The 26592-nt window shown below is 65.6% G+C and carries 3 protein-coding genes; 1 reads left to right on the top strand and 2 read right to left on the bottom strand.

Annotated elements, in window-relative coordinates; translation table 11 throughout:
* Positions 1 to 98: 98 nt before the first annotated feature.
* Positions 99 to 2225: an ATP-binding cassette domain-containing protein gene (locus tag P6U24_RS32080; RefSeq protein ID WP_407156416.1), complete on the bottom strand. Its 2127-nt coding sequence runs from the start codon at positions 2223 to 2225 to the stop codon at positions 99 to 101.
* A 225-nt stretch (positions 2226 to 2450) separates the two neighbouring features.
* Here P6U24_RS32080 and P6U24_RS32085 point away from each other — a divergent pair, with 225 nt between their 5' ends.
* On the top strand, positions 2451 to 3827 hold the full coding sequence (locus P6U24_RS32085) for an HlyD family type I secretion periplasmic adaptor subunit (protein WP_407156417.1): 1377 nt from the start codon (positions 2451 to 2453) through the stop codon (positions 3825 to 3827).
* Between the two features lie 31 nt (positions 3828 to 3858).
* Here the strand turns inward: P6U24_RS32085 and P6U24_RS32090 are convergent, their stop codons facing one another.
* Complete coding sequence (locus P6U24_RS32090; protein ID WP_407156418.1) at positions 3859 to 26412, bottom strand: hypothetical protein; 22554 nt, start codon at positions 26410 to 26412, stop codon at positions 3859 to 3861.
* Between the last annotated feature and the right edge of the window lie 180 nt (positions 26413 to 26592).

The following is a 26592-nucleotide window of genomic DNA, read 5'->3' on the forward strand; positions in this document are numbered from 1 at the left end:
AGCCTTGTCCGTTCCGATTGAATCGGAACGGGGCTCTAGCGTTTTGTTTTGACGCGTTTCCTTGACGCGAACCGGTGTCCACTTCGCTTGAAAACGCTCTAAGCCGCCGCGCCGGACATGCGCTTCAGCACCTCGGCCTTGGGGCCGTCGGCGATGACCTTGCCGCCGTCCAGCCAGATCAGGCGGTCGACGAGCTGCAGCACCGGCGCGCGGTGGGTCGCGGCGATCAGCGTCCGGTCGCCGATGAATTTTCCGATGTTCTTGACCAGCTTCGCCTCGAGCATCGTATCCATCGAGGCGGTCGGCTCGTCCAGCAGCAGCACCTTGGGATCGGAGAGCAGGATGCGGGCCAGCGCCACCGATTGGCGCTCGCCGCCGGACAGCCGCTCGCCGCGGGGACCGACATTCATACCAAAGCCCTGCGGATGCGTGGCGGCGAAATCGGAGATGCCGGTCAGCTTCATGATTTCAGCGAAGTGATCCGGATCGAGCTCGCTCTGGCCGAGCATCAGGTTTCGCATCAGGGTGTCTTCGACGATCCCGGCGCCCTGGCCCATATAGCCCAGCGCGGAGCGGAGATCCGAGGGCTCATATTGGCGGACGTCGAAGCCGTCGAGCAGGATGGAGCCGCGGTCGGGCTCGGCAAACCTTGCAATCAACCGCAGCAGCGTCGACTTTCCCGATCCCGACCGGCCGACAATGGCGACGCGCTCGCCGCGCTGAATGGTCGTGGTGAGATTGTCGATCTGCCGCGTGCTCTGGCCCGGATAGGAGAACGCGACGCTCTGCAGACGCAGCGCGCACTGCTCGGGCTTGCGCAGAGCGCCGCTCTCGTCGCCGGCGGTCTCGCTCTGATATCGGCTTTCGCTCGCCAGCGACTTCAAAAGCGCGCGGCTCTGCAGCGTGCGGTGGATGACCGCGATCAGCTGCCCGATTGGGCTGATGACGCGCCCGATCAGCAGCGAGCAGGTAGAGAGACCGCCGATCGTCATGTCCCCGGCCGAAACCTCATAGGCCCCTATCACCAGCACCACTGCGACCATCATCTGCCCGATGGTGACGTTGGCGTAGGCCGCGAGCCCCTGATACAGCCGCACCACATGGGTCGAATAGGCGTACTCGTCGAAGATCTGCTCGAAGCGGTTCAGCACGCGCAGCTCGGTGCGCGTCGACTTGATCGTCTCGAGCACCTCGACCGCCTCGTTCAGGCGATTGGTCTGAAGCTGCAGCAATGTGGTCGAGCGCTTCTGCTCGGCGTCGGAGCCAAGGCTGGTCCAGTGATGCAGCGCCGCCAGCACGCCAATGCCAGCGACAGGCGCCAGCACGACCGCGCCGCCGTTCAGCCACAGCAGCGTGAACACGATCAGCAGGAAGGGAACGTCGACCAGCACGCCGGTGACGAGCTGCGGGATCAGCTGCGTCATCGCATCGAGATTGCGCAGGCGGAGCGTGATCGCGCCCGACGAGCGCGGTGCCTCGCCCATCTTGGCCTGCAGCAGCCGCCTGATGACCGAGCCCTGAATGGCGGCGCTCGCCGAGCTCGCCAGCGAGTCCTGGATCTTCAGCCGAACCCAGCGCACGGCGAGATCCGCCAGCAATGCGAGCGTCACGCCAATCGAGATCGCCCACAGCGTATCGAACGCCGAATGTGGAATCACCCGATCGAAGATCAGGCCGGAATAGACCGGCAGCGCCAGCAGCATCAAATTGGAGAAGGCCGCCGCGACCAGGAGCTCGGCCAGCATCTTGCGATGCCGGTCGGTCATGAAATCGAGGATGCCGCGGACCGGATCGCTGGCCTCGGAGGATGCGACCTCCGCGACGGTCTCGGCGAGATTGTCCGACGGCACGATGCCGCGAGGGCGAACCAGGAACAGCGTGCCGGCCTCCTCGGCCGCCAGCGCATCCTTGTCGATCGCATAGGTCGCGCCGCCATGTTGGGCGGTGAACTCGCGCCCGCGGCGCGCGAGCAGCATCCGTCCCATGCCCTCGTTGGTCAGCATCACTGCGGGGAGATCTTCTGATGACAGCGAGGCGACCAGACGGTTCTCGAACACGACATCGATGCCGTTGGTCGCGGCGAAGGAGATCAGCGTCTCCGGGCTGTCGATGTCCTGTAGCGCGCTGGCGCCTGATCGCACCGGCTCGCCGCGCTGCCTGTTCCAGACTGCGGCAATCTCCGTCAGAAGCCTGGCGAGGTGATCCGGCGGCGGCAGCCGGGACATATCGAGCCGCTCCGGATCCCGTCGTTCCGCCCGACCGATTCTTGCCAGCCGCCCCACGGCCGCATCGACTCCCGGACCGGAACGGTCAGACCTGATGCTGCTCTGAAACATGGAGTCCGCAATGCACCTACAAGGCAGTATGGATCCCGATGATCGTTCATTAGCCTTAATTGTTCGTGCACCGCTTTCGGTTTCAATGGGTTATCGATCCGGACCGAGACGGCATTGCATCCACTTCGCGCCCACCAGACCGCTGCAGGTAGCGTCGCACCGGAACGCATGCCGGCCGGCGACCGCGCTGTCGTGGCCGGTATGGAGCGAGCCGCCGTCTTCCCGCGCCGGATCGATCGCATCGCCACCGAAGCGCAGGGACGCTTCGTCGTGATCGTCGGGCTCTGCACGCTCGCCGCGTTGATCTGGTCGGCGATCGTTCAGATCGACAAGGTGACGCGCGGATCGGGGCGCATCGTCACGCAGCAGATGAAGCAGGAGGTGCAGCATCTGGAGGGCGGCATCATCGCGGAGATCATGGTCAAGCCGGGCGATCGGGTCGTTGCCGGCCAGCCGTTGATGCGCGTGGAGAACAGCTTCTTCAAATCGGAGCTGGCGCAGGCGGCGATCGAACAGGCGGCGAAGCGGATTCGCCTCATTCGCCTGGAAGCCGAGACCAAGGGTGCAAGTGAGGTCTCGTTCCCGCCACCTTCGCTGAACATCAGCCAGCAGGTGATCGACAACGAGCTGTCGCTGTTTCAACGCCGTCGCGCGAACCTGAACGAGCAGCTCTCGATCGTGACGCAGCAGCAGCGGCAGAAGGAGATCGAGCTGTCGGAGCTGCGCTCCCGCCTTCCCTCCGTCACCCGCGAACGGCAGATCTCCGACGAGCGCCTCGCTTCCTTGCGAAAGCTCACCGCCGCTGGCGCGGCCTCGAACAATGAGCAGCTGGAAGCCGAGCGCGTGGTGCAGCAGGCGGTCGCGCGTCTGTCCGATCTCGCCCATGAGATCCCGCGCGCCGAAGCCGCGCTCTCGGAGCTGGAGAAACGCAAGGCGGAGGTCACCTCGCGCTTCCAGGCCGACGCAGAGAAGGAACGGGCGCAGACATCGACGGAGTTGGAGAAGCTGACCAAGAGCATCGAGGCGCTGCAGGACCGCATGAGCAGGTCCGACGTCAGCGCCCCCGTCAGCGGCATCATCAACAAGCTGAACGTGAGTACCGTCGGTGGCGTGGTCAAGCCGGGAGAGGCCCTGGCCGAGATCGTCCCCTCCGACGGTTCGATCGATGTCGAGATGAAATTGTCGCCGGCGGACCGCGCCGACGTCTGGCTGGGGCAGCGGGCGATCGTCAAGATCAGCGCCTATGAGTTCTCGGTCTATGGCGGCTTGAGCGCGCGCGTCTCCGACATCTCGCCGGATGCGCATCAGGACGAGCGCGGCGTACCGTATTTCAAGGTCCGGCTCGAGGCCGACGCCGCGGCGCTGGGGCCGGAGCATCCCGTGCTGCCAGGCATGCTGGCCGATGTCGACGTGATCGGCAGCCGGCAGAGCGTGCTGGGCACCCTGCTCCGGCCGCTACGCCGGATCAAGGACAACGCGCTGAGGCAGTAGCCGTCAGCGTACCCTATCGATTGCGTCCTCCTCACGCCACCAACGACAGGTGCGCGATGACGTTGGTGTGCGAGGCGTCGTCGTAGATGGTGTAGGTCGTCGTGTTGCCGACGGCCGATGTTGTGTAGTTCGACGCGGGATCGGTGATGCTCACCGAATCTCCCGCATTGATCAGCATCGTCAGCGTGTTCGCGGCGCCGCCATCCATCTGGCTGATCTGGCTGCCGGACAGGCTGACCGACGCGTTGACGTTGCTGGCGGTGAAGTCGATGGTCTGGATGTTGGTCAGCGCGGCGAGCAGCTCGGTGTCGCTGACCGTGCCGGAATTGGCGGAGATGTTGACGGTGTTGTTGCCGCTGCCGCCATCGATGGTCGAGCCGGCGGAGAGCGACGAATGGTCGATGATGAAGATGTCGTCACCGCCATTGCCGAACAGATGATCCGTTCCGCCGCCGCCGGAGATCGTGTCATTGCCGGAGCCGCCGGTCAGGGTGTTATTCCCGGAAGAACCGGTGATGGACAGCGCGGAGGACAGCGCGGAGCCGTCGACATTCTGGAAGTTGCTAACGGCGGTCGAGTCGCCGGAGGTCTGATCGGCATTGCCGAGGTTGATCGTGGCCGCGGCATTCAGGACCAGCGTGTTGGTCCCGCTGCCGCCATCGATCGACGCCTCCGTGCCGTGATAGGTGACGGTATCGTTGCCGCCACCGGCGCTGATGACATCGGCACCACCATTGCCGTCGATCGTATCGTTGCCGGAGCCGCCGGTGATGCTGTTGGCCGACGACGATCCGGTGATCGAGACGCCCGATGACAATCCGGAGGCATCGACGTTCTGGAAATTGCTGACCGCAGCCGAATCGCTAGAGGTTTGGTCGGCATTGCCGAGATTGACCGTGGCGCTCGCCGCCATCAGCAGGGTGTTAGTACCAGTGCCGCCGTCGATCACGCTCTCGGTGCCGTGATAGGTGACGGTGTCGTCGCCGGCGCCGGCGTGAATCGTATCGGCGCCGCCATTGCCATCGATCACGTCGTTGCCGGAGCCGGTCGTGATCGTGTTGGCCGAGGACGAGCCGGTCACGGTCAGTGCCGAGTTGACCGATGACGCATCGAGATGCTCGAAATTGGTGACGCCGACGGAATCGCTGGTCGTCTGGTCCGAACCGGCCGCAACCGAGAAATTCACTGCAGTCATGCCGCCGGCTGCCGCCAGCACGAGCGTGTCGTTGCCGGCACCGCCGTCGATCGAGGACTCAGTGCCGTGATAGGTGACGCTATCGTCGCCGCCGCCCGCGCTGATGACATCCAAGCCGCCAGCGCCGTCGATGGTGTCGGCGCCCGCGCCGCCCGTGATGGTGTTGGCCGAGGACGAGCCGGTCAGCGTGACGGCCGACGACAGCGCCGAGGCATCGACGTTCTGGAAACTGGTGACGTTGACGGCATCGCCCGAGGTGACATCGGTGTTGCCGAGGTTCACCGTCACCGCCGCCTTCAGCAGCAGCGTGTTGGTGCCGGTGCCGCCATCGATAGACGTCTCGGCGCCGTAATAGGACACGCTGTCATTGCCGGCACCGGCCGCGATCATATCAAGGCCGCCGCCGCCATCGATAGTATCGTTACCCGAGCCGGTCGTGATTGTATTGGCCGAGGACGAGCCGGTGACCATCAGTGCCGTCGTGAAGATCGACGCATTGACGTTCTCGAAATTCGCCACTGCGACGCTATCGCCGGTGGTCTGATCGCCTGCCGTGAGATTGATCGCGCTGACGCTGCCGGCGGCTGCGAATGTCAGCGTATCGCTGCCGGCGCCGCCATCGATCGAGGACTCGGTGCCGCGATAGGTGACGCTGTCATTGCCGCCGCCGGCGTTGATGACATCAGCGCCGCCTGCGCCATCGATGGTATCGTCGCCGGAGCCGCCGGTGATGGCGTTGACGGAGGAGGAGCCGGTCAGCGTCACCGCCGCCGACAGCGCCGATGCGTCGACGTTCTGGAAATTCGTGACATTGATCGCGTCGCTCGAGGTGACATCGGCATTGCCCAGGTTCACCGTCACAGCCGTTTTCAGCAGCAATGTGTTGGTACCGGTGCCGCCATCGATCGACGTCTCGGAGCCGTAGTAGGAGACGCTATCGTTGCCGCCGCCGGCGCTGATAACATCGGTGCCACCGCCGCCGTCGATGGTGTCGTTTCCGGAGCCGCCCGTGATGGTGTTGGCCGCCGACGAGCCGGTGATCGACAGCGCGGTCGACAACGCCGAGGCATCGACGTTCTGGAAATTGCTGACGACAGCCGAGTCGCCGGACGTCTGGTCGCCATTCGCGAGATTGACGGTCGCGGCAGCCACCATGACCAGCGTGTTGGTGCCGGACCCGCCGTCGATCGAGGCTTCCGAGCCGCGATAGGTGACGGTGTCGTTGCCGGCGCCCGCGCTGATGACGTCAGCGCCGCCGCCGCCGTCGATGCTGTCGTTGCCCGCACCGGTCGTGATCGTGTTCGCGGAGGACGAACCCGTCACGGTCAGCGCGGAGCTGAGTGCCGAGGCATCGACGCTCTCGAAATTCGTCACGCCGACGCTATCGCCGGTGGTCTGATCGGTGCCCGCCGCCACCGAGAAGTTGATCGCTGTGGTCCCGCCCGAGGCGGCCAGCACCAACGTGTCGGCGCCCGCGCCGCCGTCGATCGAAGCCTCGGAGCCGCGATAGGTGACGCTGTCATTGCCTGCACCGGCGCTGATAATATCGGCTCCTCCGCCACCATCGATGGTGTCATTGCCGGCGCCGCCGGTGATCGTGTTCGCCGACGACGAGCCGGTCAACGACACGGCCGATACCAGCGCGGACGCATCGATGTTCTGGAAATTGGTGACGTTGGCGCTATCGCCCGATGTCTGGTCGGCATTGCCGAGATTCACCGTCGCCGCCGCACGCATCACCAGCGTGTTGGTGCCGGTGCCGCCATCGATCGAGCTCTCGTTGCCATAGAAGGACACCAAGTCGTTGCCGGCGCCCGCCGAGATCACGTCGGCGCCGCCGCCGCCATCAATGGTGTCGTCGCCCGAGCCGGTCGTGATCGTGTTGGCCGAGGACGAGCCGGTAACGGTAACGTTGGTGGAGAGAACGCCGGCGTTGACGTTTTCGAAGTTCATGATCGATGCGGAGTCGCCGGTCGTCTGGTCTGCGCCGGAAGCGACGGTGAAATTCACCGAGGTGACGCTGGCGCCCGAGACCAGGACCAGCGTGTCGGCGCCGGCGCCGCCGTCGATCGAGGTCTCGCTGCCGCGATAGGTGACGGTGTCGTTGCCGCCGCCGGCGTTGATGACATCGGTGCCGCCTGCGCCATCGATCGTATCGTCGCCGGAGCCACCGGTGATGGTGTTGGCAGACGACGAGCCCGTGATCGACATCGTCGCCGACACCGCCGAGCCGTCGACATTCTGGAAATTGGTGACGGTGACGGAGTCGCTGCTGGTCTGGTCGCCGGCGCCGAGGTTGACGGTCGCAGCCGCCTTCATGATCAGCGTGTTGGTACCGGTGCCGCCGTCGACCGAGACTTCCGTACCGTAGTAGGACATCGTGTCGTTGCCGGCGCCGCCGGCGAGCGTATCGTTGCCGCCGGCACCGTCGATCGTATCGTTGCCGGCGCCACCGGTGATCACGTTCACCCCCGACGAGCCGGTGATCGATACCGCCGCCGCAACCGCCGATGCGTCGACATTCTGGAAGTTGCTGATCGTGCCGGCGCCGAACGACAGCTGGTTCGCATTCGCGAGGTTCAGCACCGCCGAGGTGTTCATGATCAGCGTATTGGTGCCGGTGCCGCCATCGACCGAGGTCTCGGTGCCGTAATAGGAGACGGTATCGTTGCCACTGCCGGCGCTGATCACGTCGGCGCCGCCGCCGCCATCGATCGTGTCGTTGCCTGAACCGGTCGTGATCGTGTTGGCGGAGGACGAGCCGGTGACGGTCAGCGCCGTGGTGAAGATGCCAGCATTGACGTTCTCGAAATTGGCGACGACGACGCCGTCGCCGGTGGTCTGGTCGCCCGCCGTGAGATTGATCGCGCTGACGCTGCCGCTCGCGGCGAAGGTCAGCGTATCGGTGCCGGAGCCGCCGTCGATCGAGCTCTCGGTGCCGCGATAGGTGACCGTGTCGTTGCCGCCGCCCGCGTTGATGATATCGGCCCCGCCACCGCCATCGATCGTGTCATTGCCCGCGCCGCCAACGATCGTATTTGCACCTGACGAGCCGGTCAGGGTCACGGCGGCGCCGAGCGCAGAGGCATCGACATTGACGAAATTGGTGACAGTAATGCCGTCACTTGTCGTGACGTCGGCATTGGCGAGATTGACCGTCACCGCGGCACGCAGCACCAGCGTGTTGTTGCCGGTGCCGCCGTCGATCGAGCTCTCCGCCCCGTAGTAGGAAATGGCATCGTCGCCGGCGCCGCCGGAGAGGACGTCGGCGCCGCCGCCGCCATCGATGCTGTCGCCGCCCGAGCCGCCGGTGATGGTGTTGGCCGAGGACGTGCCGGTGATCGCGACGCCCGTCGACAGCGCCGAGGCATCCACGTTCTGGAAGTTCGTGACGGTGGTGACGTCGATCGTCGTCTGGTCCGCAACCGACAGGTTGACCGTCGTGGCCGTCGCCAGCACCAGCGTGTTGGTGCCGCTGCCGCCGTCGATCGAGGTCTCCGAGCCGCGATAGGTCACCGTGTCGTTGCCGGCGCCCGCGGCAATGGTGTCGGCGCCGCCGGCACCGTCGATGATGTCCGCGCCGGAGCCGCCGGTGATGATGTTGGCGCCGGATGAACCGGTGATGGTGATGCCGGTCGACAAGGCGCTGGCGTTGACATATTCGAAATTGGCAACGGTGACGCTGTCACCCGTGGTCTGGTCCGAGCCCGCGCTGACGCCGAGATTGATCGCCGTGATGCCGCCGCTCGCCGCAAGCACCAGCGTGTCGTTACCGGCACCGCCGTCGATCGAGACTTCCGCGCCGCGATAGGTGACGACGTCGTCGCCGGCGCCCGAACTGATGATATCAGCGCCGCCGCCGCCGTCGATGGTGTCCACGCCACCACCGGTGATGATGGAATTTGCCCCAGATGATCCCGTCACGGTCAGCACAGTGCTGACCGCGCTCGAATCCAGATTCTGGAAATTCTTCACCGTCCCGGTGTCGCCGGTCGTGATGTCGGAACCGGCCGCGACCGACAGATCGACGGCCGACAGGCCCGAGACGGCCTTGACGATCAGCGTGTTGGTGCCGGTGCCGCCATCGATCGTGGTTTCCGAACCCCAATAGTCCACGGTGTCGTTGCCAGCGCCGGCCGATATCGTGTCGGCGCCAGCGCCGCCGTGAATGATATCATCGCCGGAGCCGGTGGTGATGGTGTTGGCCGACGAGGAGCCGGTCACGGTGACCGCAGTGGTCATGACGCTGGCGTCGACGCTCTCGAAGTTCGACACCACGACGGTGTCGCCGGTGGTCTGGTCACTGCCGATCGCCAGGTTGATCGCGGTGATGCCGCCGGCGGCCGCCAGCACGAGCTTGTCCGTACCGCTGTTGCCGTCGATCGATGTTTCCGTGCCGCGATAGGTGACAGTGTCGTTGCCGGTGCCGGCGTCGATCACATCAAGGCCGCCGCCGCCATCGATCGTATCATTGCCGGTCGAGCCAATGATGGTGTTCGCGCCGGACGAGCCCGTGATCGTCTCCGGCCCGGCGACCTGGCTGGCGTCGACGTTCTGGAAATTCGTAACGGTGGCCGAGTCGCCGCTGGTCTGATCGCCATTGGCGAGGTTGACGGTGACGACGCTCCTCAGGATCAACGTGTTGGTGCCGGTGCCGCCGTCATACGAGGTCGCGCCGGACCGGTAATAAACAGTATCGTTGCCAGCGCCTGCCGCGATGATGTCGGCGCCACCGGCGCCGTCGATCACGTCGTCGCCGGAGCCGCCGGTGATGGTGTTGGCGCCGGACGAGCCGGTCATGCTCATCCCGGTTGCAACCGCGCTGCCGTCGACATTCTGGAAGTTGGTGACGGTGGTGAGATCGCCAGTGGTCTGGTCGGTATTGCCGAGGTTGATCGTCGCGGCGGCCTGCAGGATCAGCGTGTTGGTGCCGCTGCCGCCGTCGATCGAATTCTCGCTCGCGTAGTAGCTCACCGTGTCGTTGCCGGCGCCCGCGGCGATGGAGTCGTAGCCGCCCTTGCCGTCGATCGTGTCAGCGCCCGAACCGGTCGTGATGTTGTTGCCGCCCGTGGAGCCGGTGACGGTCAATGCCGTGCTGGCGATCGAGGCGTTGAGGTTCTCGAAATTGGTGACCGTGACCGTATCGCCGGTGGTCTGGTCGGTGCCGGCCGAAACGGAGAAGTTCACCGCGGTGATGCCGCCGAGCGCTGCGAGCGTCAGCGTGTCGGTGCCCGAGCCGCCGTCGATCGAGACTTCTGTGCCGTGATAGGTGACACCGTCATTGCCGCCGCCCGCGGCGATCACGTCGGCCCCGCCGGCACCATCGATCCCATCGTCACCGGAGCCGCCGGTGATGATATTGATGCCTGACGAGCCGGTGATGGACGCACCGACCGTGAGCGCGGATGCATCGACGTTCTGGAAATTGGTGACGGTGCTGACGTCGCCCGAGGTCTGGTCCGCGGCCGCCAGATTGACCGTGCCGGTGGCCTTCATCTGCAGCGTGTTGGTGCCGGTGCCGCCGTCGAGCGAGGTCTCCGTGCCCCAATAGGCGACGATGTCGTTGCCAGCACCGGCGTTGATCGTATCGCCGCCACCGTTGCCGTTGATGGTGTCGTCGCCCGATCCGGTGGTGATGACGTTCGCCGAGGTCGAGCCGGTGACGGTGAGGCCCGACGCCAGCGCGCTGGCGTCGAGGTTTTCGAAATTTGTGACCGCGGTGCCGTCGCCGGTGGTCTGGTCGGTGCCGGCAGTGACCGAGAAGTTGACGGCCGTCGTGCCGCCGGTTGCCACCATGATGAGGGTGTCGATGCCGCTGCCGGCGTCGATCGAGGTCTCGGTGCCATGATAGGTGACGGTATCGTCGCCGCCGCCGGTCGCGATCACGTCCGCACCGCCCCCGCCGTCGACCGTATCGTTGCCCGCGCCGCCGCTGAGAACGTTGGCGGCGGCCGAGCCGGTCAGGGACACGCCGACCGCAAGCGATGACGCATCCACGTTCTGGAAGTTCGCGACCGCTGTGGTGTCGCCTGACGTCTGGTCGGCATTGGCAAGGTTGACCGTTACAGCGGCACGCATGATCAGCGTGTTGGTGCCGTTGCCGCCGTCGATCGAGGTTTCGCCGCCGTAGTAGGTGACGGTGTCGTTGCCGTCTCCCGACGCGATGATGTCGGCACCGCCGCCGCCATCGATGGTGTCGTTGCCCGAGCCGGTCGTGATCGTGTTCGCGGCCGCCGAGCCCGTCACCGTCAACGCAGAGCTCAGCGCGCTGGCGTCGAGATTCTCGAAGTTATACACCTTGACGGCATCGCCGGTGGCCTGATCGGTACCCGCCGCGACCGCAAAATTGACCGAGGTGATGCCGGCGGCGGTGGACAGCACCAACGTGTCGGAGCCGCTGCCGCCATCGATCGTAGTCTCAGTGCCGCGGAAGGTGACGGTATCGTTGCCGGCGCCCGCAAGGATCGTATCACTGCCGCCGCCGCCATCGATCGTGTCGTCGCCGGAGGAACCGGTGATCTGGTTGACGCCGCTCGCGCCGGTGATGCTGACGCCGGTCGCAAGCAGCGAGGCATCGACGTTCTGGAAGTTGGCGACGGTCGTGCTGTCACCGGTGGTCTGGTCGGCGTTCGCCAGATTGACGGTCGCCGCCGCACGCATCAGCAGCGTGTTGGTGCCGGCCTGGCCGTCGATCGAGACCTCGGTGCCGCGATAGGAGACGGTATCGTCACCCGCGCCAGCCGAGATGACATCCGCGCCGCCGCCACCGTCGATCGTGTCGGCACCCGAGCCGCCGGTGATGATGTTGGCGTTCGCATCGCCGGTGATCGAGACCGCGGCCGAGAGCGCGGACGCGTCCACGTTCTGGAAATTGGTGATGGCCGTGATGTCGCCGGTGGACTGATCAATATTGCCGAGATTGATCGTGGTCGCGGCTGTCATGACCAGCGTATTGTTGCCGGTGCCGCCGTCGATCGAAGCCTCGGTTCCGCGATACGTCACGGTATCGTTGCCGGCGCCCGCCGCGATGATGTCGGCGCCGCCGCCGCCGTCGATGATGTCGTTGCCCGAACCCGTCGTGATAGAGTTGATCGAACTCGACCCCGTCACCGTGAGCGCGGTCGAGAGCGCGCTGGCATCGAGGTTCTCGAAATTGGTGACGCCGACGACGTCGCCAGTCGTCTGGTCGTTGCCTGCCGCGACGGCGAAATTGACCGCCGTCGTCCCGCCGGACGCCGCCATCACCAACGTGTCGGAACCGGTGCCGCCGTCGATCGAGGCTTCGGTCCCGTAATAGGTGACAGTATCGGCGCCCGCGCCTGCGGCAATGATGTCGGCGCCGCCGGCACCATCGATCGTATCATTGCCGGCGCCCCCGGTCAGCACATTGCTGGCGGCCGTTCCGGCGATCGACACGCCGGCAACCAGCTGCGAGGCATCGACGTTCTGGAAATTGGTGACGGTGACGACGTCACCCAAAGTCTGGTCGGCACTGCCGAGATTGACCGTCGTCACCGCGCGCAGCAGCAGCGTATTGGTGCCGGTGCCGCCATCCAGCGAGAACTCAGTGCCGCGATAGGAGACGGTGTCGTCACCACCGCCGGCCGTGACGATGTCGGCACCGCCGCCGCCGTCGATCGTGTCGTTGCCCGATCCTGTGGTGATGACGTTGATCGCCGACGATCCCTGAACGCTCAGCGCTGTCGTGGCGACGGCCGCATCGAGGTTCTCGAAATTGGCAACGACGACGCCGTCGCCGGTGGTCTGGTCGGCACCGGCTGCGACGGCAAAATTGACAGCCGTGATGCCGCCGGTCGCGGCCAGCACCAGCGTGTCCGATCCGGTGCCACCATCGATCGACGCCTCGGTGCCCTGATAGGTGACGGTGTCGTCGCCGCCGCTGGCGTTGATGATGTCGGCACCGCCAGCGCCATCGATGGTGTCGTTGCCGAAGCTGCCGATGATCGTGTTGACACCGGAGGAGCCAGTGATCGAGACGCCGGAGGCCAGTGCCGAGGCATCGACATTCTGGAAATTGGCGACAGCGGTGGAATCGCCGCTGGTCTGATCCGCCGCGCTCAGCACCACTGTCGTTGCCGTCTTGAGCAGCAGCGTATTGGTGCCGGTACCGGCGTCGATCGAGGTTTCGCTGCCGTGATACGACACGGTGTCATCGCCGGCGCCCGCCACGATCACGTCGGTGCCACCGCCGCCGTCGATCGTGTCATTGCCTGACCCGGTCGTGATCGTATTCGCGAAGGCCGAGCCGGTCACGACCAGCGCCGTGGTCAGCGCGCCCGCGTCGAGGTTCTCGAAATTGGTGACGCTGACGGTATCGCCGGTGGTCTGGTCGGAGCCCGAGGCGACGGCGAAGTTGACCGCGCTCAGCGTCGAGCCGGCCGCGACGATCAACGTGTCGGTGCCGGTGTTGCCATCGATCGACACCTCCGTGCCGTGATAAAGCACCGTGTCGTCGCCGGCCCCGGCGTTGATGATGTCGGCGCCGCCGCCGCCGTCGATCGTGTCATTGCCCGCACCACCGATGATCGAGTTGGCGCTTGTCGATCCTGATATCGAGATACCCGACGACAGCGCCGAGGCGTCGATGTTCTGGAAGTTTGAAACGTTGGTCGTATCGGCGGTGGTCTGGTCGACATTGGCGAGGTTGACGGTCGCTGCCGCCTTCATCACCAGCGTGTTGGTGCCCGCACCGCCGTCGATCGAAACTTCGGAGCCGTAATAGGCGACCGAGTCATTGCCGCCGCCAGCGACGATCGTGTCAGAGCCGCCGCCGCCGTCGATGGTGTCGTTGCCGGCCCCGCCGGTGACGACGTTCGCACTGGAGGTGCCGGTGATCGAGACTGCGGACGTCAGCGCCGACGCATCGACGTTCTGGAAGTTCGAAACCGTCGCAGTGTCGCCGGTGGTCTGGTCGGAATTGTTGAGGTTGACGGTGATGGCCGCCTTCATGATCAGCGTATTGGTGCCGGTGCCGCCGTCGATCGAAACCTCGGAATTGTAGTAGGAGACGGCGTCGTCTCCTGCCCCGGCGCTGATGACATCCACGCCGCCGCCGCCGTCGATCGCGTCGTTGCCCGAGCCCGTGGTGATCGTGTTGGCTGACGCGGAGCCGGTCACGGTCAGGGCTGACGTCACGACGGAGGCGTCCACATTCTCGAAATTGGCGACACTCACGGCGTCGCCGGTGGTCTGGTCGTTGCCCGTGGCGACCGCGAAATTGATCGCGGTGATGCCGCCCGAGGCGGTGAGGATCAGCGTGTCGGCGCCACTGCCGCCGTCGATCGAAGTCTCCGTTCCGTAATACTGGACAGTGTCGTTGCCGCCGCCGGCACTGATGACATCTGCGCCTCCGGCGCCGTCGATCGTGTCCGTGCCCGAGCCGCCGATGATGGTGTTGGCACTCGTGGTACCCGTGATCGAGATGCCGGTCGACAATGACGACGCGTTGACGTTCTGGAAGTTGGCAACCGAGACTGCATCGCCGACGGTCTGATCTGCGGCCGCCAGGTTCACGGTCGCGGCCGCGCGCAGCACCAGCGTGTTGGTGCCGGCGCCGCCGTCGATCGAGACTTCCGAATTGTAGTAGGAGACGGTGTCGTCGCCCGCATTGGCGCTGATCACGTCGGCACCGCCCCCGCCGTCGATCGTGTCATTGCCCGATCCCGTGGTGATGGTGTTGGCCGATGACGAGCCGGTCACGGTCAGCGCCGTCGTCACGACAGACGCATCGACATTTTCGAAATTGGCGACGATCGCGGTATCGCCCGCGGTCTGGTCGGCGCCCGCTGCCACGGTGAAATTGACGGCGGTGACGCCGCCGGCCGCTGCAAGCACCAGCGTATCGGAGCCACTGCCGCCGTCGATCGAGGTTTCGGTGCCGTGATAGGTGACGGTGTCGTTGCCGGCGCCGGCCGAGATCGAGTCCGCGCCGCCCGCACCGTCGATCGTGTCAGTGCCGGAGCCGCCAGTCAGGACATTCGCAACGGACGAGCCGGTGATAGAGACGCCGGCTATCAGCGCGGAGGCGTCCACGTTCTGGAAGCTGCCGACTGTCGTCGTATCGCCCGTGGTCTGGTCGACATTGCCGAGATTGACCGTGGTGGCGGCACGCATCACCAGCGTGTTGGTGCCGGTGCCGCCGTCGATCGACACCTCGGTGCCGTAGTACGAGACGGTGTCGTTGCCGGCCCCGGCACTGATGACGTCGCCGCCGCCTCCGCCGTCGATGACGTCGTTGCCGCCACCTGTGGTGAGCACGTTCGCCGCGCTGGAGCCGGTCACCGTCAGCGCCGTCGCGAGCGCGCTGGCGTCGAGATTTTCGAAATTGGTGACGAGGACCGAGTCGCCCGTGGTCTGATCGCTTCCACCGGCGACGGCAAAGTTGACCGCGGTGATCGTAGATCCGGCGCTGACCACCAGCGTATCGTTGCCCGCCCCGCCATCGATCGACACCTCGGTGCCGTGATAGGAAATCGTATCGTCGCCAAGGCCGCCCGAGATGACATCGGCGCCACCGCCGCCATCGATGGTGTCGTTCCCGGTGCCGCCGGTGATGACGTTCGCCGATGACGAGCCGGTGAGAGTGACCCCGGTCGACAGTGCCGAGGCGTCGATGCTCTGGAAATTGCTGACGACGGTGGAATCACCTGTTGTCTGATCCGCTGCGGCGGCGAGATTGATAGTTGCCGCGGTCTTCAGCGCCAGCGTGTTGGTGCCGGCGTCGCCGTCGATCGAGGTTTCGGTGCCGTAATACGCGACCGTGTCGTCGCCTGCGCCCGCACTGATGACGTCGGCACCGCCACCGCCATCGATGGTGTCGTTGCCGGCACCCGTCGCGATGCTGTTGGCAAATACCGAGCCGGTCACCGAGAGCGCCGAGCCGACCGCGCTCGCATCCAGGTTCTCGAAATTGGTGACGTTGACCGTGTCGCCCGTGGTCTGATCGACATTGGTCGCGACGGCGAAATTGACCGCGGTGGTGCCGCCGGCGGCGGCCAGCACCAGCGTGTCGGCGCCGGTGCCGCCATCGATTGCGCTTTCCGTGCCGCGATAGGTGACGGTGTCGTTGCCGCCACCCGCATTGACGACATCGGCCCCCCCATTTCCGTCGATCGTGTCAGCTCCGGAGCCGCCGGTCAGGATGTTGACGCCGGACGAGCCGGTGATCGACAGCGCCGAAGACAGGGCGGACGCATCGACGTTCTGGAAGTTGGCAACGCCTGCGGTGTCGCCGACCGTCTGGTCGGCGCTCGCGAGATTGACGGTCGCGGCCGCCCGCATCACCAGCGTGTTGGTGCCTGCGCCACCATCGATCGAGGCTTCGGTGCCGTAATAGGAGACCGTGTCATCGCCTGCGCCGGCGCCGATCACATCGGCGCCACCAGCGCCGTCGATCGTGTCGTTGCCGGAGCCGGTCGTGATGATATTGGCCGCGCCCGAGCCGGTGACAGACACCGACGCCGACAGCGCCGTCGCATCGACGTTTTGGAAATTGGCGACGCTGGTCGCATCGCCGGTGGTCTGGTCGACATTGCCCAGATTGACCGTCGTCACGGCCTTGAGCACGAGCGTGTTGCTGCCGGTGCCGCCGTCAATGAGGCTTTCTGAGCCGTAGTAGGATACGATGTCGTTGCCGGCGCCCGAGTTGATCACGTCGGCGCCACCGCCTCCGTCAATCGTATCGTTGCCACTGCCGGTCGTGATGACATTGGCCGCGGACGACCCGGTGACCGTCAATCCTGACGTCATCACGGAGGCGTCGAGATTCTCGAAGTTCTTGATGAGCGAGGAATCGCCGGTGGTCTGGTCGGCACCCGACGCGACAGAGAAGTCGATCGCACTGACCGTGGCGCCGCTGGTGACGATCAGCGTGTCCGCGCCGGCGCCGCCGTCGATCGCCGTCTCCGTGCCATGGAAGGTGATGGTATCGTTGCCCGAGCCTGCGTCGATAGTGTCAGTGCCGCCAGCACCGTCGATCGTATCGTTGCCGCTGCCGCCGACGATGGTGTTGGCACCGGCCGAGCCAGTGATCGAAATGCCCGAGGACAGCGCCGAGGCATCGACATTCTGGAAATTGCTGACCGAGACCGCGTCACCACTGGTCTGGTCGAGATTGCCGAGATTGACGGTCGTCACCGCCTTGAGCACCAAGGTGTTGTTGCCGGTGCCACCGTCGATCGACACCTCGGAATTGTAGTAGGAGACCGAGTCGTTGCCGGCGCCGGCACTGAGAATATCCGCGCCGCCGCCGCCATCGATGACGTCGTTACCCGAGCCGGTCGTGATCACGTTGGCGCCGCCCGATCCGGTCACAGTCAGCGCAGTTGCGACGACAGACGCGTCGAGATTCTCGAAATTCGCGACATTGACAGTATCGCCGGTCGTCTGATCCACACCGGCAGCCACAGAGAAATCCACAGCGGTCATGCCGCCCGACGCGGCAAGGATCAGCGTGTCCGTGCCCGTACCGCCGTCGATCGAGGCTTCGGTGCCATAGAAGGAGATCGAATCGTTGCCGCCGCCGCCGCTGATGACGTCAGCGCCGCCATTGCCGTTGATGATGTCGGCGCCGGCTCCGCCGGTGAGGACATTGGCGCCGGTCGACCCGATGATGGTGATGCCCTGCGCCGCGAGCAGCACCGAGGCATCGACATTCTCGAAGTTGGAGACCGCGACGCTGTCGCCATAGGTCTGGTCGGACCCTGCCGCGCCGCTCAGATCGACCGTGGAGATGCCGCCGGAAGATTTGAGCACCAGCGTGTCGGTGCCGGTGCCGCCGTCGATCGAGGCTTCGGTGCCGCGGTACGATACCGTGTCATTGCCGGCGCCCGCATCGATGATGTCAGCACCACCGCTGGAGTCGATGGCGTCGTTGCCCGAGCCTGTCGTGATGAGGTTGGCGGCCGACGAGCCCGTCACCGCCAGGGCCGTGGTCACTGCGCCGGCGAGCAGGTTCTCGAAATTCGTCACCGTGACCGAATCGCCGCTGGTCTGGTCGTTGCCCGCAAGGACGCCGAAATCGACCGATGTGACGCTGGTGCCAGCAGTCAGGACCAGCGTGTCTGAGCCGGCGCCGCCGTCGACCGAGGTCTCGCTGCCGTGAACTGTGACGGTGTCGTTGCCGCCGCCGGCGCTGATGACGTCCGCGCCACCATTGCCGTCGATCGCGTCGGCACCGGCGCCGCCAAGGATCGTATTCGCCGCCGCCGTGCCGAGCACCGAGACGGATTGCGTGACATTCAGCGCCGACGCATCGACGTTCTGGAAGCCGCTGACGGTGGTCAGATCGCCGGTGGTCTGATCGGCCGAGGTCAAATTGATGGTCGCGGAGGTGTGCACCACCAGCGTGTTGGCGCCGGTGCCGCCGTCGATCGAGACCTCGCTGCCCCAGAAATCGACGGTGTCGTTGCCGGCGCCGGCACTGACGATGTCCGCGCCGCCGCCGCCCTGGATCACGTCGTCGCCGGAGCCGGTGGTGATGACATTGGCAGCGGCCGAACCGGTGACGCTGAGCGCCGTCGTCATCGCGCTCGCGTCGAGGTTCTCGAAATTCTTGACCAGGACAGAGTCGCCAGTGGTCTGGTCCACGCCCGCCGCGACGGCGAAGTTCACCGCCGTCACCGGCACGCCGGCGCTGAGCACCAGCGTGTCCGAACCGGAGCCGCCGTCGATCGAAATCTCCGAGCCGTGATAGACCACCGTGTCGTCGCCAGCAGCCGCATTGATCACGTCGGCGCCAACGCCGCCGTCGATCGTATCGGCACCGGCGCCGCCGGTGATGACGTTTGCTCCGCTCGAGCCGTTGATCGTCGCGCCTGCGCTCAGCGCCGAGGCGTCGACGTTCTGGAAGTTCGAGACGTTGGTCGCATCGCCCGAGGTCTGATCCGCGTTGCCGAGATTGATGCTGCCGACGGCCGCCTTCAGCACCAGCGTGTTGGTGCCGGTGCCGCCGTCGATCGAGACCTCGCTGCCATAGTAAGACACTGCATCGTCGCCGGCGCCGGCCGAGATCACGTCGGCACCGCCGCCGCCATCAATGGTGTCGGCGCCCGAGCCCGTCGTGATGATGTTGGCTGATGCCGAACCGGTGACCGCGATCGCAGTCGAGAGCGCCGAGGCATCGACGTTCTCGAAATTGAAGACATCGACGCCGTCGCCGGAGGTCTGGTCGACATTCGCCGGGGCACCGAGATTGACAAGGCTGGTGCCGCCCGATGCGGTCATCACCAGCGTGTCGTTGCCGCTGCCGGCATCGATCGAGATTTCCGATCCGTAGTACTTGACGGTGTCGTTGCCGCCGCCAGCCGTGATCACGTCGGTGCCGCCGTCGCCGTCGATCGTATCTGCTCCGGCGCCGCCGGTGATCGTGTTGGCCGCCGCGGTGCCGGTGATCGAAATGCCCTGCGCAGCGCTCAAGGCGCTCGCGTCGACATTCTGGAAATTGGCAACGTTGACGGAATCGCCTGACGTCTGGTCGGCATTCAGGAGGTTCACGTTCACCGCGGTCTTGAGCTGCAGCGTGTTGCTGCCGCTGCCGCCATCCAGCGAGACCTCCGAGCCGCGATAGGCGATGATGTCGTCGCCGCCGCCACCGCTGATCGCATCAGCGCCGCCGGCACCGTCGATCACGTCATTGCCAAGGCCGCCGATGATGCTGTTGGCCGACGAGCTTCCGATGATGTTGACGCCCTCGGTCGCGCTCAGCGCGCTGGCGTCGACGTTCTGGAAGTTCATCACCGTGACCGCATCGCCGACGGTCTGGTCGACGCGGCCGAGATTGACGTCGGTCGTCGCGTCCAGGATCAGCGTGTTGGTGCCGGTGCCGGCGTCGATCGACAGTTCGGTGCCGCGATAGGTCACCGTGTCATTGCCGGCGCCGGTACTGATGACGTCGAGGCCGCCACCGCCGTCGACGACGTCATTGCCAGAGCCGGTCAGAATCGTGTTGACGCCGGACGAGCCGGTCACGGTCAGCGCCGTGGTCAGCGCGCCGGCGTCGAGATTCTCGAAATTGGTGACAGCCGCCGTATCGCCGGTGGTCTGGTCGTTGCCGGCGGTCACCGAAAAATCCACCGCTGTGATGGTGGATCCGGCCATCAGGATCAGCGAGTCGGAGCCCGTGCCACCATCCACCGATACCTCGGTGCCGTGGAAGGTGACGGTGTCGTTGCCGGCGCCCGCGCTGATAACATCAGCGCCGCCATTGCCGTCGATGATATCTGCGCCGGCACCGCCGGTGATAACGTTGGCGCCCGACGAGCCCTTCGCCGAGAGCACCTGGGTCGCAGTCAGCCCGGACGCATCGATATTCTGGAAATTGGTGACGGTCGCGAGATCGCCGGCGGATTGGTCCGCCGCCGAGAGGTCGAGCGTCGCCGAGGCACGCACGACCAACGTGTTGGTCCCCGCGCCGCCGTCGATCGAGACCTCCGTGCCCCAATAGTCGACCGCGTCGTTGCCGGCTCCGGCGCTGATGATGTCGGCACCGCCGCCACCATGAATCGTGTCGTTGCCGGAGCCCGTGGTGATCACGTTGGGGCCTGAGGAGCCGGTGACGGCCAGCGCCGTCGTCATCGCGCCGGCGTTCAGGTTCTCGAAATTGACGACGTTGACGGTGTCGCCCGTCGTCTGGTCGGTGTTGGGCGCGACGGAGAAATCGACCGCTGTCACGGTGCTGGATGCCATCAGCATCAGCGTGTCGGAGCCGGTGCCGCCGTCGATCGAGGCTTCGGTGCCGTGCGTGACAACTGTATCGTCACCGCCGCCGGCATTGATGACGTCGGCGCCGCCGCCGCCATCGATTGCGTCGTTGCCTGCGCCGCCGGCGATGGTGTTGGCCGCCGCCGAGCCGGTGATGGACGCGCCCACCGCGAGCGCGGACGCATCGACATTGGTGAAATTGGCCACGGTGACGGAATCGCCCGTGGTCTGGTCCGCGGCGCCGAGGTCGACCGTCGCAGCGGCGTGCAGCACCAGCGTGTTGCTCCCGGTGCCTCCGTCGATCGAGACTTCCGTGCCGTAATACGCGACCGTGTCGTTGCCGGCACCGGCGTTGATGGCGTCAGCACCGCCGCCGCCGTCGATCGTGTCGCTGCCCGAGCCCGTCGTGATCGCGTTGGCAGACGATGAGCCCGTCACGACCAGCGCCGTGATCAGGATCGACGCATCGATGTTCTGGAAGTTCGCGACGTTGACGGTGTCGCCGGTGGTCTGGTCGGAGCCCGGCGCAACGCTGAGGTCGACATGGGTGATGCCGCCGGGATTGTCGATCACCAGCGTGTTCGAGCCGAAGCCGCCGTCGATCAGGACTTCGGTGCCGTGGTAATGGACCGTATCGTTGCCGCCGCCGGCGTCGATGACGTCGGCGCCGGCGCGGCCATCGATCGTATCGTTGCCCGCGCCGCCGGTGATGGTGTTACCTAGCGCATCGCCGCTGATCGAGACGCCCTGCGCTGCAGTGAGCGCGCTCGCGTCGACGTTCTCGAACCCAGAGACGTTGACAGAATCGCCCGTGGTCTGATCCGCACTCGCCAGATCAACGGTGGCGACCGTCTTGAGCTGCAGCGTGTTGTCGCCGGCGCCGCCGGCAATCGAAGCCTCGGTTCCGCGATAGGCCACGATGTCGTCGCCCGCGCCGGCATCGATGACGTCGGCGCCACCGCCGCCGTCGATCGTGTCATTGCCCGCGCCGCCGAGGATGACGTTCGCCAGCGCGCTGCCGATGGCATTGATGCCCTGCGCAGAGCCGAGCGCACTCGCATCGACGTTCTGGAAGTTCGAGACTGTGACGACGTCGCCGACGGTCTGATCGACGTGGCCGAGATTGACGTCCGTCACTGCCTGTAGCACCAGCGTGTTCACGCCGGCGCCGGCATCGATCGAGGCTTCCGTGCCATAATAGGTGACGATGTCGTCACCGGCGCCCGTGGCGATGACGTCTGCGCCGCCGCGACCATCGACGCTATCGTTTCCGGAACCGGTGATGATGCTGTTGGCCGCGCTCGATCCGGTGACGGTGAGTGCCGTGGTCAGCGCGCCGGCATCGAGGTTCTCGAAATTGGCGACGAGCACGCCGTCGCCGGAAGTCTGGTCGGCACCGGCCGCGACGGAGAAGTTGATCGCGGAGATCGCCGAGCCCGCGCCGACGACCAGCGTGTCGGAGCCCGCGCCGCCATCGACGGCGACTTCGGTGCCGTGGATGGTCACGCTGTCATTGCCGGCGCCCGCATTGATGGTGTCCGCGCCACCATTGCCGTCGATCGTATCCGCGCCACTGCCGCCAGTGATGACATTGGCCGCAGAAGAGCCGATGATCGACACGCCGGTCGACACGGCGCTGGCGTTGATGTTGACGAAGTTCGCGACCGCAGTCGAATCGTTGGTGGTCTGGTCGGAGGCCGTGAGATCGACATCCGCGGAGGCGCGCATCACCAGCGTGTTGCTGCCGCTGCCGCCGTCGATCGACACTTCGGTACCGGTATAGTCCACCTGGTCGTCGCCGGCGCCGGCATCGATCACATCGCCGCCACCGCCGCCATGGATGACATCGTTGCCCGATCCGGTCAGGATCGTGTTGGCCAACAGCGATCCCGTGACGGTCAGGGCCGTCGTCATCGCGGTGGCATCGACATTCTCGAAATTGGTCACGACCGCGGTATCGCCCGCGGTCTGGTCGAGACCGGCGGCGACGGCGAAATTGACCGCGGTGACCGTGCTCGCGGCCGGCAGCACCAGCGTGTCGTTGCCGTCGCCGCCGTCGATCGAGACCTCATTGCCGTGAACATAGACGATGTCGTTGCCGGCACCGGCGCTGATGGTGTCGGCGCCGCCGCCGCCATCGATCGTATCATTGCCGGAGCCACCGGTGATGGTGTTCGCAGCCACAGATCCGGTGATCGTCGCGCCCGATGTCAGCGCCGAGGCATCGACATTCTGGAAGTTGGCGACATTCGTGGAGTCCCCGCTGGTCTGATCGGCATTGGCGAGATTGACGGTGGCGGCCGCGCGCAGCACCAGCGTGTTGGTGCCGGTGCCGCCATCGAGCGAGACTTCCGTACTCCAATAGGAGACGGAATCGTTCCCCGCACCGGCATTGATCACATCGGCACCGCCGCCGCCATTGATCACGTCGGCGCCGGCACCGCCAGTGATAATGTTGGCGCCGGACGATCCGATGATCGAGATGCCCTGCCCGCTTCCGAGCGCGCTGGCATCGACGTTCTGGAAATTGGAGACGAGCACAGAATCGCCGACCGACTGATCGGCGTGTCCGAGATTGATGTCGGTGGCATCCAACAGGCGGATCGTGTTGGTGCCGGTGCCGCCATCGATGCTGGTTTCGCCACCGTGATACGCGATCGTGTCGTCACCAGCGCCGGCCTGGATCACATCGGCGCCGCCGCCGCCATCGATCGTGTCGTTGCCGCTGCCGGTGATAATCGAATTGGCCGATGTCGATCCCGTCACGATGAGATCCGACGCGAGCGCGCTGCCGTCGAGGTTCTCGAACCGCGTTGCATTGACGGCGTCGCCGATAGTCTGGTCGGCGCCTGCGGCGACCGCGAAATTGACCTGGGTGATGCCGCCGGACGCGGCCAACACCAGCGTATCGGTGCCCGCGCCGCCATCGATCGACGTTTCCGTCCCGTGATAGATGACGGTATCGTTGCCGGCCCCGCCGCTGATCGTATCAGCGCCACCATCGCCATCGAGCGTGTCATCGCCCAATCCGCCCTTGATGATGTTGGCGCCAGTCGAGCCGGTGATATTGACACTCGTGCTCAGTGGCGAAGCGTCGACATTGAGGAAATTGGCGACGTTGGTGGCATCGCCTGCGGTCTGGTCCGCGTTGTAGAGTTCGACGATCGCCGCGGCCAGCATCAGCAGCGTGTTGTTGCCGCTGCCGCCATCGATCGTGTTCTCGGTGCCGTGATAGGCGATCGTGTCGTCGCCTCCGCCGCCCCAAATGGTGTCGCTGCCGCCGCCGCCATCGATGGTATCGTTGCCGGCGCCGCCGGTCAGGATGTTGGCGATGGCCGATCCGGTGATCGAGACCGGCTGCGCGGACGTGAGCGACGAGGCATCGACGTTCTGGAAATTGGTGACCGTCGTGGTGTCGCCGCTGGTCTGGTCGGCGCTCGCGAGATTGACCGTGGCCTGTGCCAGCATCACGAGCGTATTGTTGTCCGTTCCGCCGTCGATCACGGCTTCGGTGCCGCGATAGATCACGCTATCGTTGCCGGCGCCGGCATGGATAACATCGGCGCCGCCGCCGCCATCGATGATATCGGCCCCGGCGCCGCCGGTGATAGCGTTGACCCCGGCGGAGCCGGTGATCGAAACACCCGCGCTCAGCGCCGAGGCGTCGACATTCTGGAAGTTCGTGACGCTGACCGCATCGCCTGTTGTCTGGTCGGCATTGGCGAGGTTGACGGTGACGGCCGAAGCGAGCGCGAGCGTGTTCGTTCCCGTGCCGCCGTCGATCGAGATCTCGGAGCCATGATAGGTGATCGTGTCATCACCGCCCGCGCCGATCAACGTGTCGGCGCCGCCGGCACCATCGATGACATCGTTGCCGGTACCGCCGGTGATGACGTTGGCGCCGCTATTGCCGATCAGCGTGTTGTTGCCGGTGGCCGAGCCGATCAGATTGCTGATGCCAATCAGCGCGTCGCCGTTCGCGAGTCCGCCGGAGCCGAGCCCGGTGGTGAGATTGACCGAGACACCCGCCGTGGAGGCACTGTAATCGACGGTGTCGTTGCCGCCATTGCCGATGATAATGTCGCCGCCGCCACTGCCATAGAAGGTGTTGTCGCCGACGGTGCCGGTCAGCTTGTCTGCGAACCGCGAGCCTTCGATATTGGTGAAGTTCTGCAGCACATCGCCTTCGGCGTAGCCTCCGTGCGCGCTGCCGGTGGACACGTCCACCGTGACCCCTTCGTTGGAGTATTTGTAGGAGACGGTGTTGTTTCCGGTGCCGCCGTCCAGATTGTCGTGACCCGGTCCGGCATAGACCCAATCGTCGCCGGCGCCCGCAGAGATCGTCGCGCCCGGCGGCGTGGCGTTCAGCGCGTAGATCGTCGACTTGCCGTCCGCCGAGACGATCGTTACATCGCTTTCGCTGGTGATATCGCGGATGACGAAGGCCTGGCTTCCGGAGTACAGCCGCGTCGCGCCGTTGGCGTCCACCGTGCCGAACAGAATGTTGAGATTGAAGCTGCCGAGGAATCCGTTGGTATCCGGCTGCGTGGCCGATGTCGGCAGGACATAGCGCAGCTCGATCTGCAGATGGGTCGGATCCAAGGGATCGAGCTGGACGATCCAGTTCGAGCCGCTCTGGACGCCGTTGTTGATCGCATAGCCTGCAGGCAGGTTGGTGATCGTCGCCGTCTTCGCCGTGATGCCCGCATCGGGAAAGCTGACATGCACGTCGATCAGGCGTTCCGTGGTGCCGGATGGCATCCGGTTCGGATCTGCCGCGTAGATGATGTCGTTCTGCGCGGTCCCGGTCAGGGTGCGCATCTGTTGCTGGACCGAGAATGTCGGATCGGTCGTGGCCGGGACTTCGGACGCCGCGCCGAGAATCTGGTTGCCGCCCGACGGCAGCGCCGTGACCTTGTCACCGGAGACGCCGAGCAGCGTAATCGAGAGGTTGGCGGCGCTGACGTTGCCGTCGCCATTGCCGTTGCCGTGGTCCGTGCTGGTGTTCGTGTTGGGAACGGCGTCGGACGTATGATGCGACGACGGCGGCGATCCCGATGAGGCCGGGACCGCGTCGTCGCCCGGCGGCCGCTTGAAGGAGCGGTCCGCGGGCGGCTCCGGCGGCTTGTCGAAATCGGCGACGGCGGCGATCTTCGCAGTCGGCGCTGCAGGCTGTGGCGGCGGTGCGGGCGGGGTCTCCTCCGCCGTCTCCTTCGACTCCTTCTGATCCTTGCCCTGGTCCTGGTTCTGCGGATCGGGCTTGGTTCCCGAGCCGAGCAATGCCGCGTTGTCGTCATTCAGCAGATGCAGATCATCGACCGCGGCAAGCATCTGCTGCGGCGAGACGATCTTGTCGGAGAAATTGGCGTCCGCGCTCTCCGGCCCGACCAGGCTGAAGGCATAACCCGGCAGAATGACCTTGGCGCCATCAGGAAACAGCATCACGAGATCGACGTCGAGCACCGCGAACTTGACGTCGGTGGAGGCGAAGTCGAGCTTAAGATGCGCCCCCGGCGGGACCTCGACGACATTGATCGAGCCCGGCGCCGGCCGGTGAATCGACGTGACAATGGCATCGCCGCCTTGCGCCGGCGCGAGTGCCGCCGCCTTTTCCCCCTGCGACGGAGCGCCTGGCCTGGCGTTATCAGATGTCGTGTCGGCAACGTCCATAATGGCAACACCGGAACAGATTGGCGACACAAAGGCTGTCACTCAGTCCGTTCACCATCCGTGTCCTTCGTTAACGTGGACTTCCTCTTAGAACACCGGCGAGCCTCGCGAGCGGCGAGGTCGCCGGCTGGTTTACTGGCTGTTAAAACTCACTGCCAAAAAGCCGGCAGCCGGGGCATC

Source organism: Bradyrhizobium sp. STM 3557 (assembly GCF_045571465.1).
Classification (GTDB): domain Bacteria; phylum Pseudomonadota; class Alphaproteobacteria; order Rhizobiales; family Xanthobacteraceae; genus Bradyrhizobium.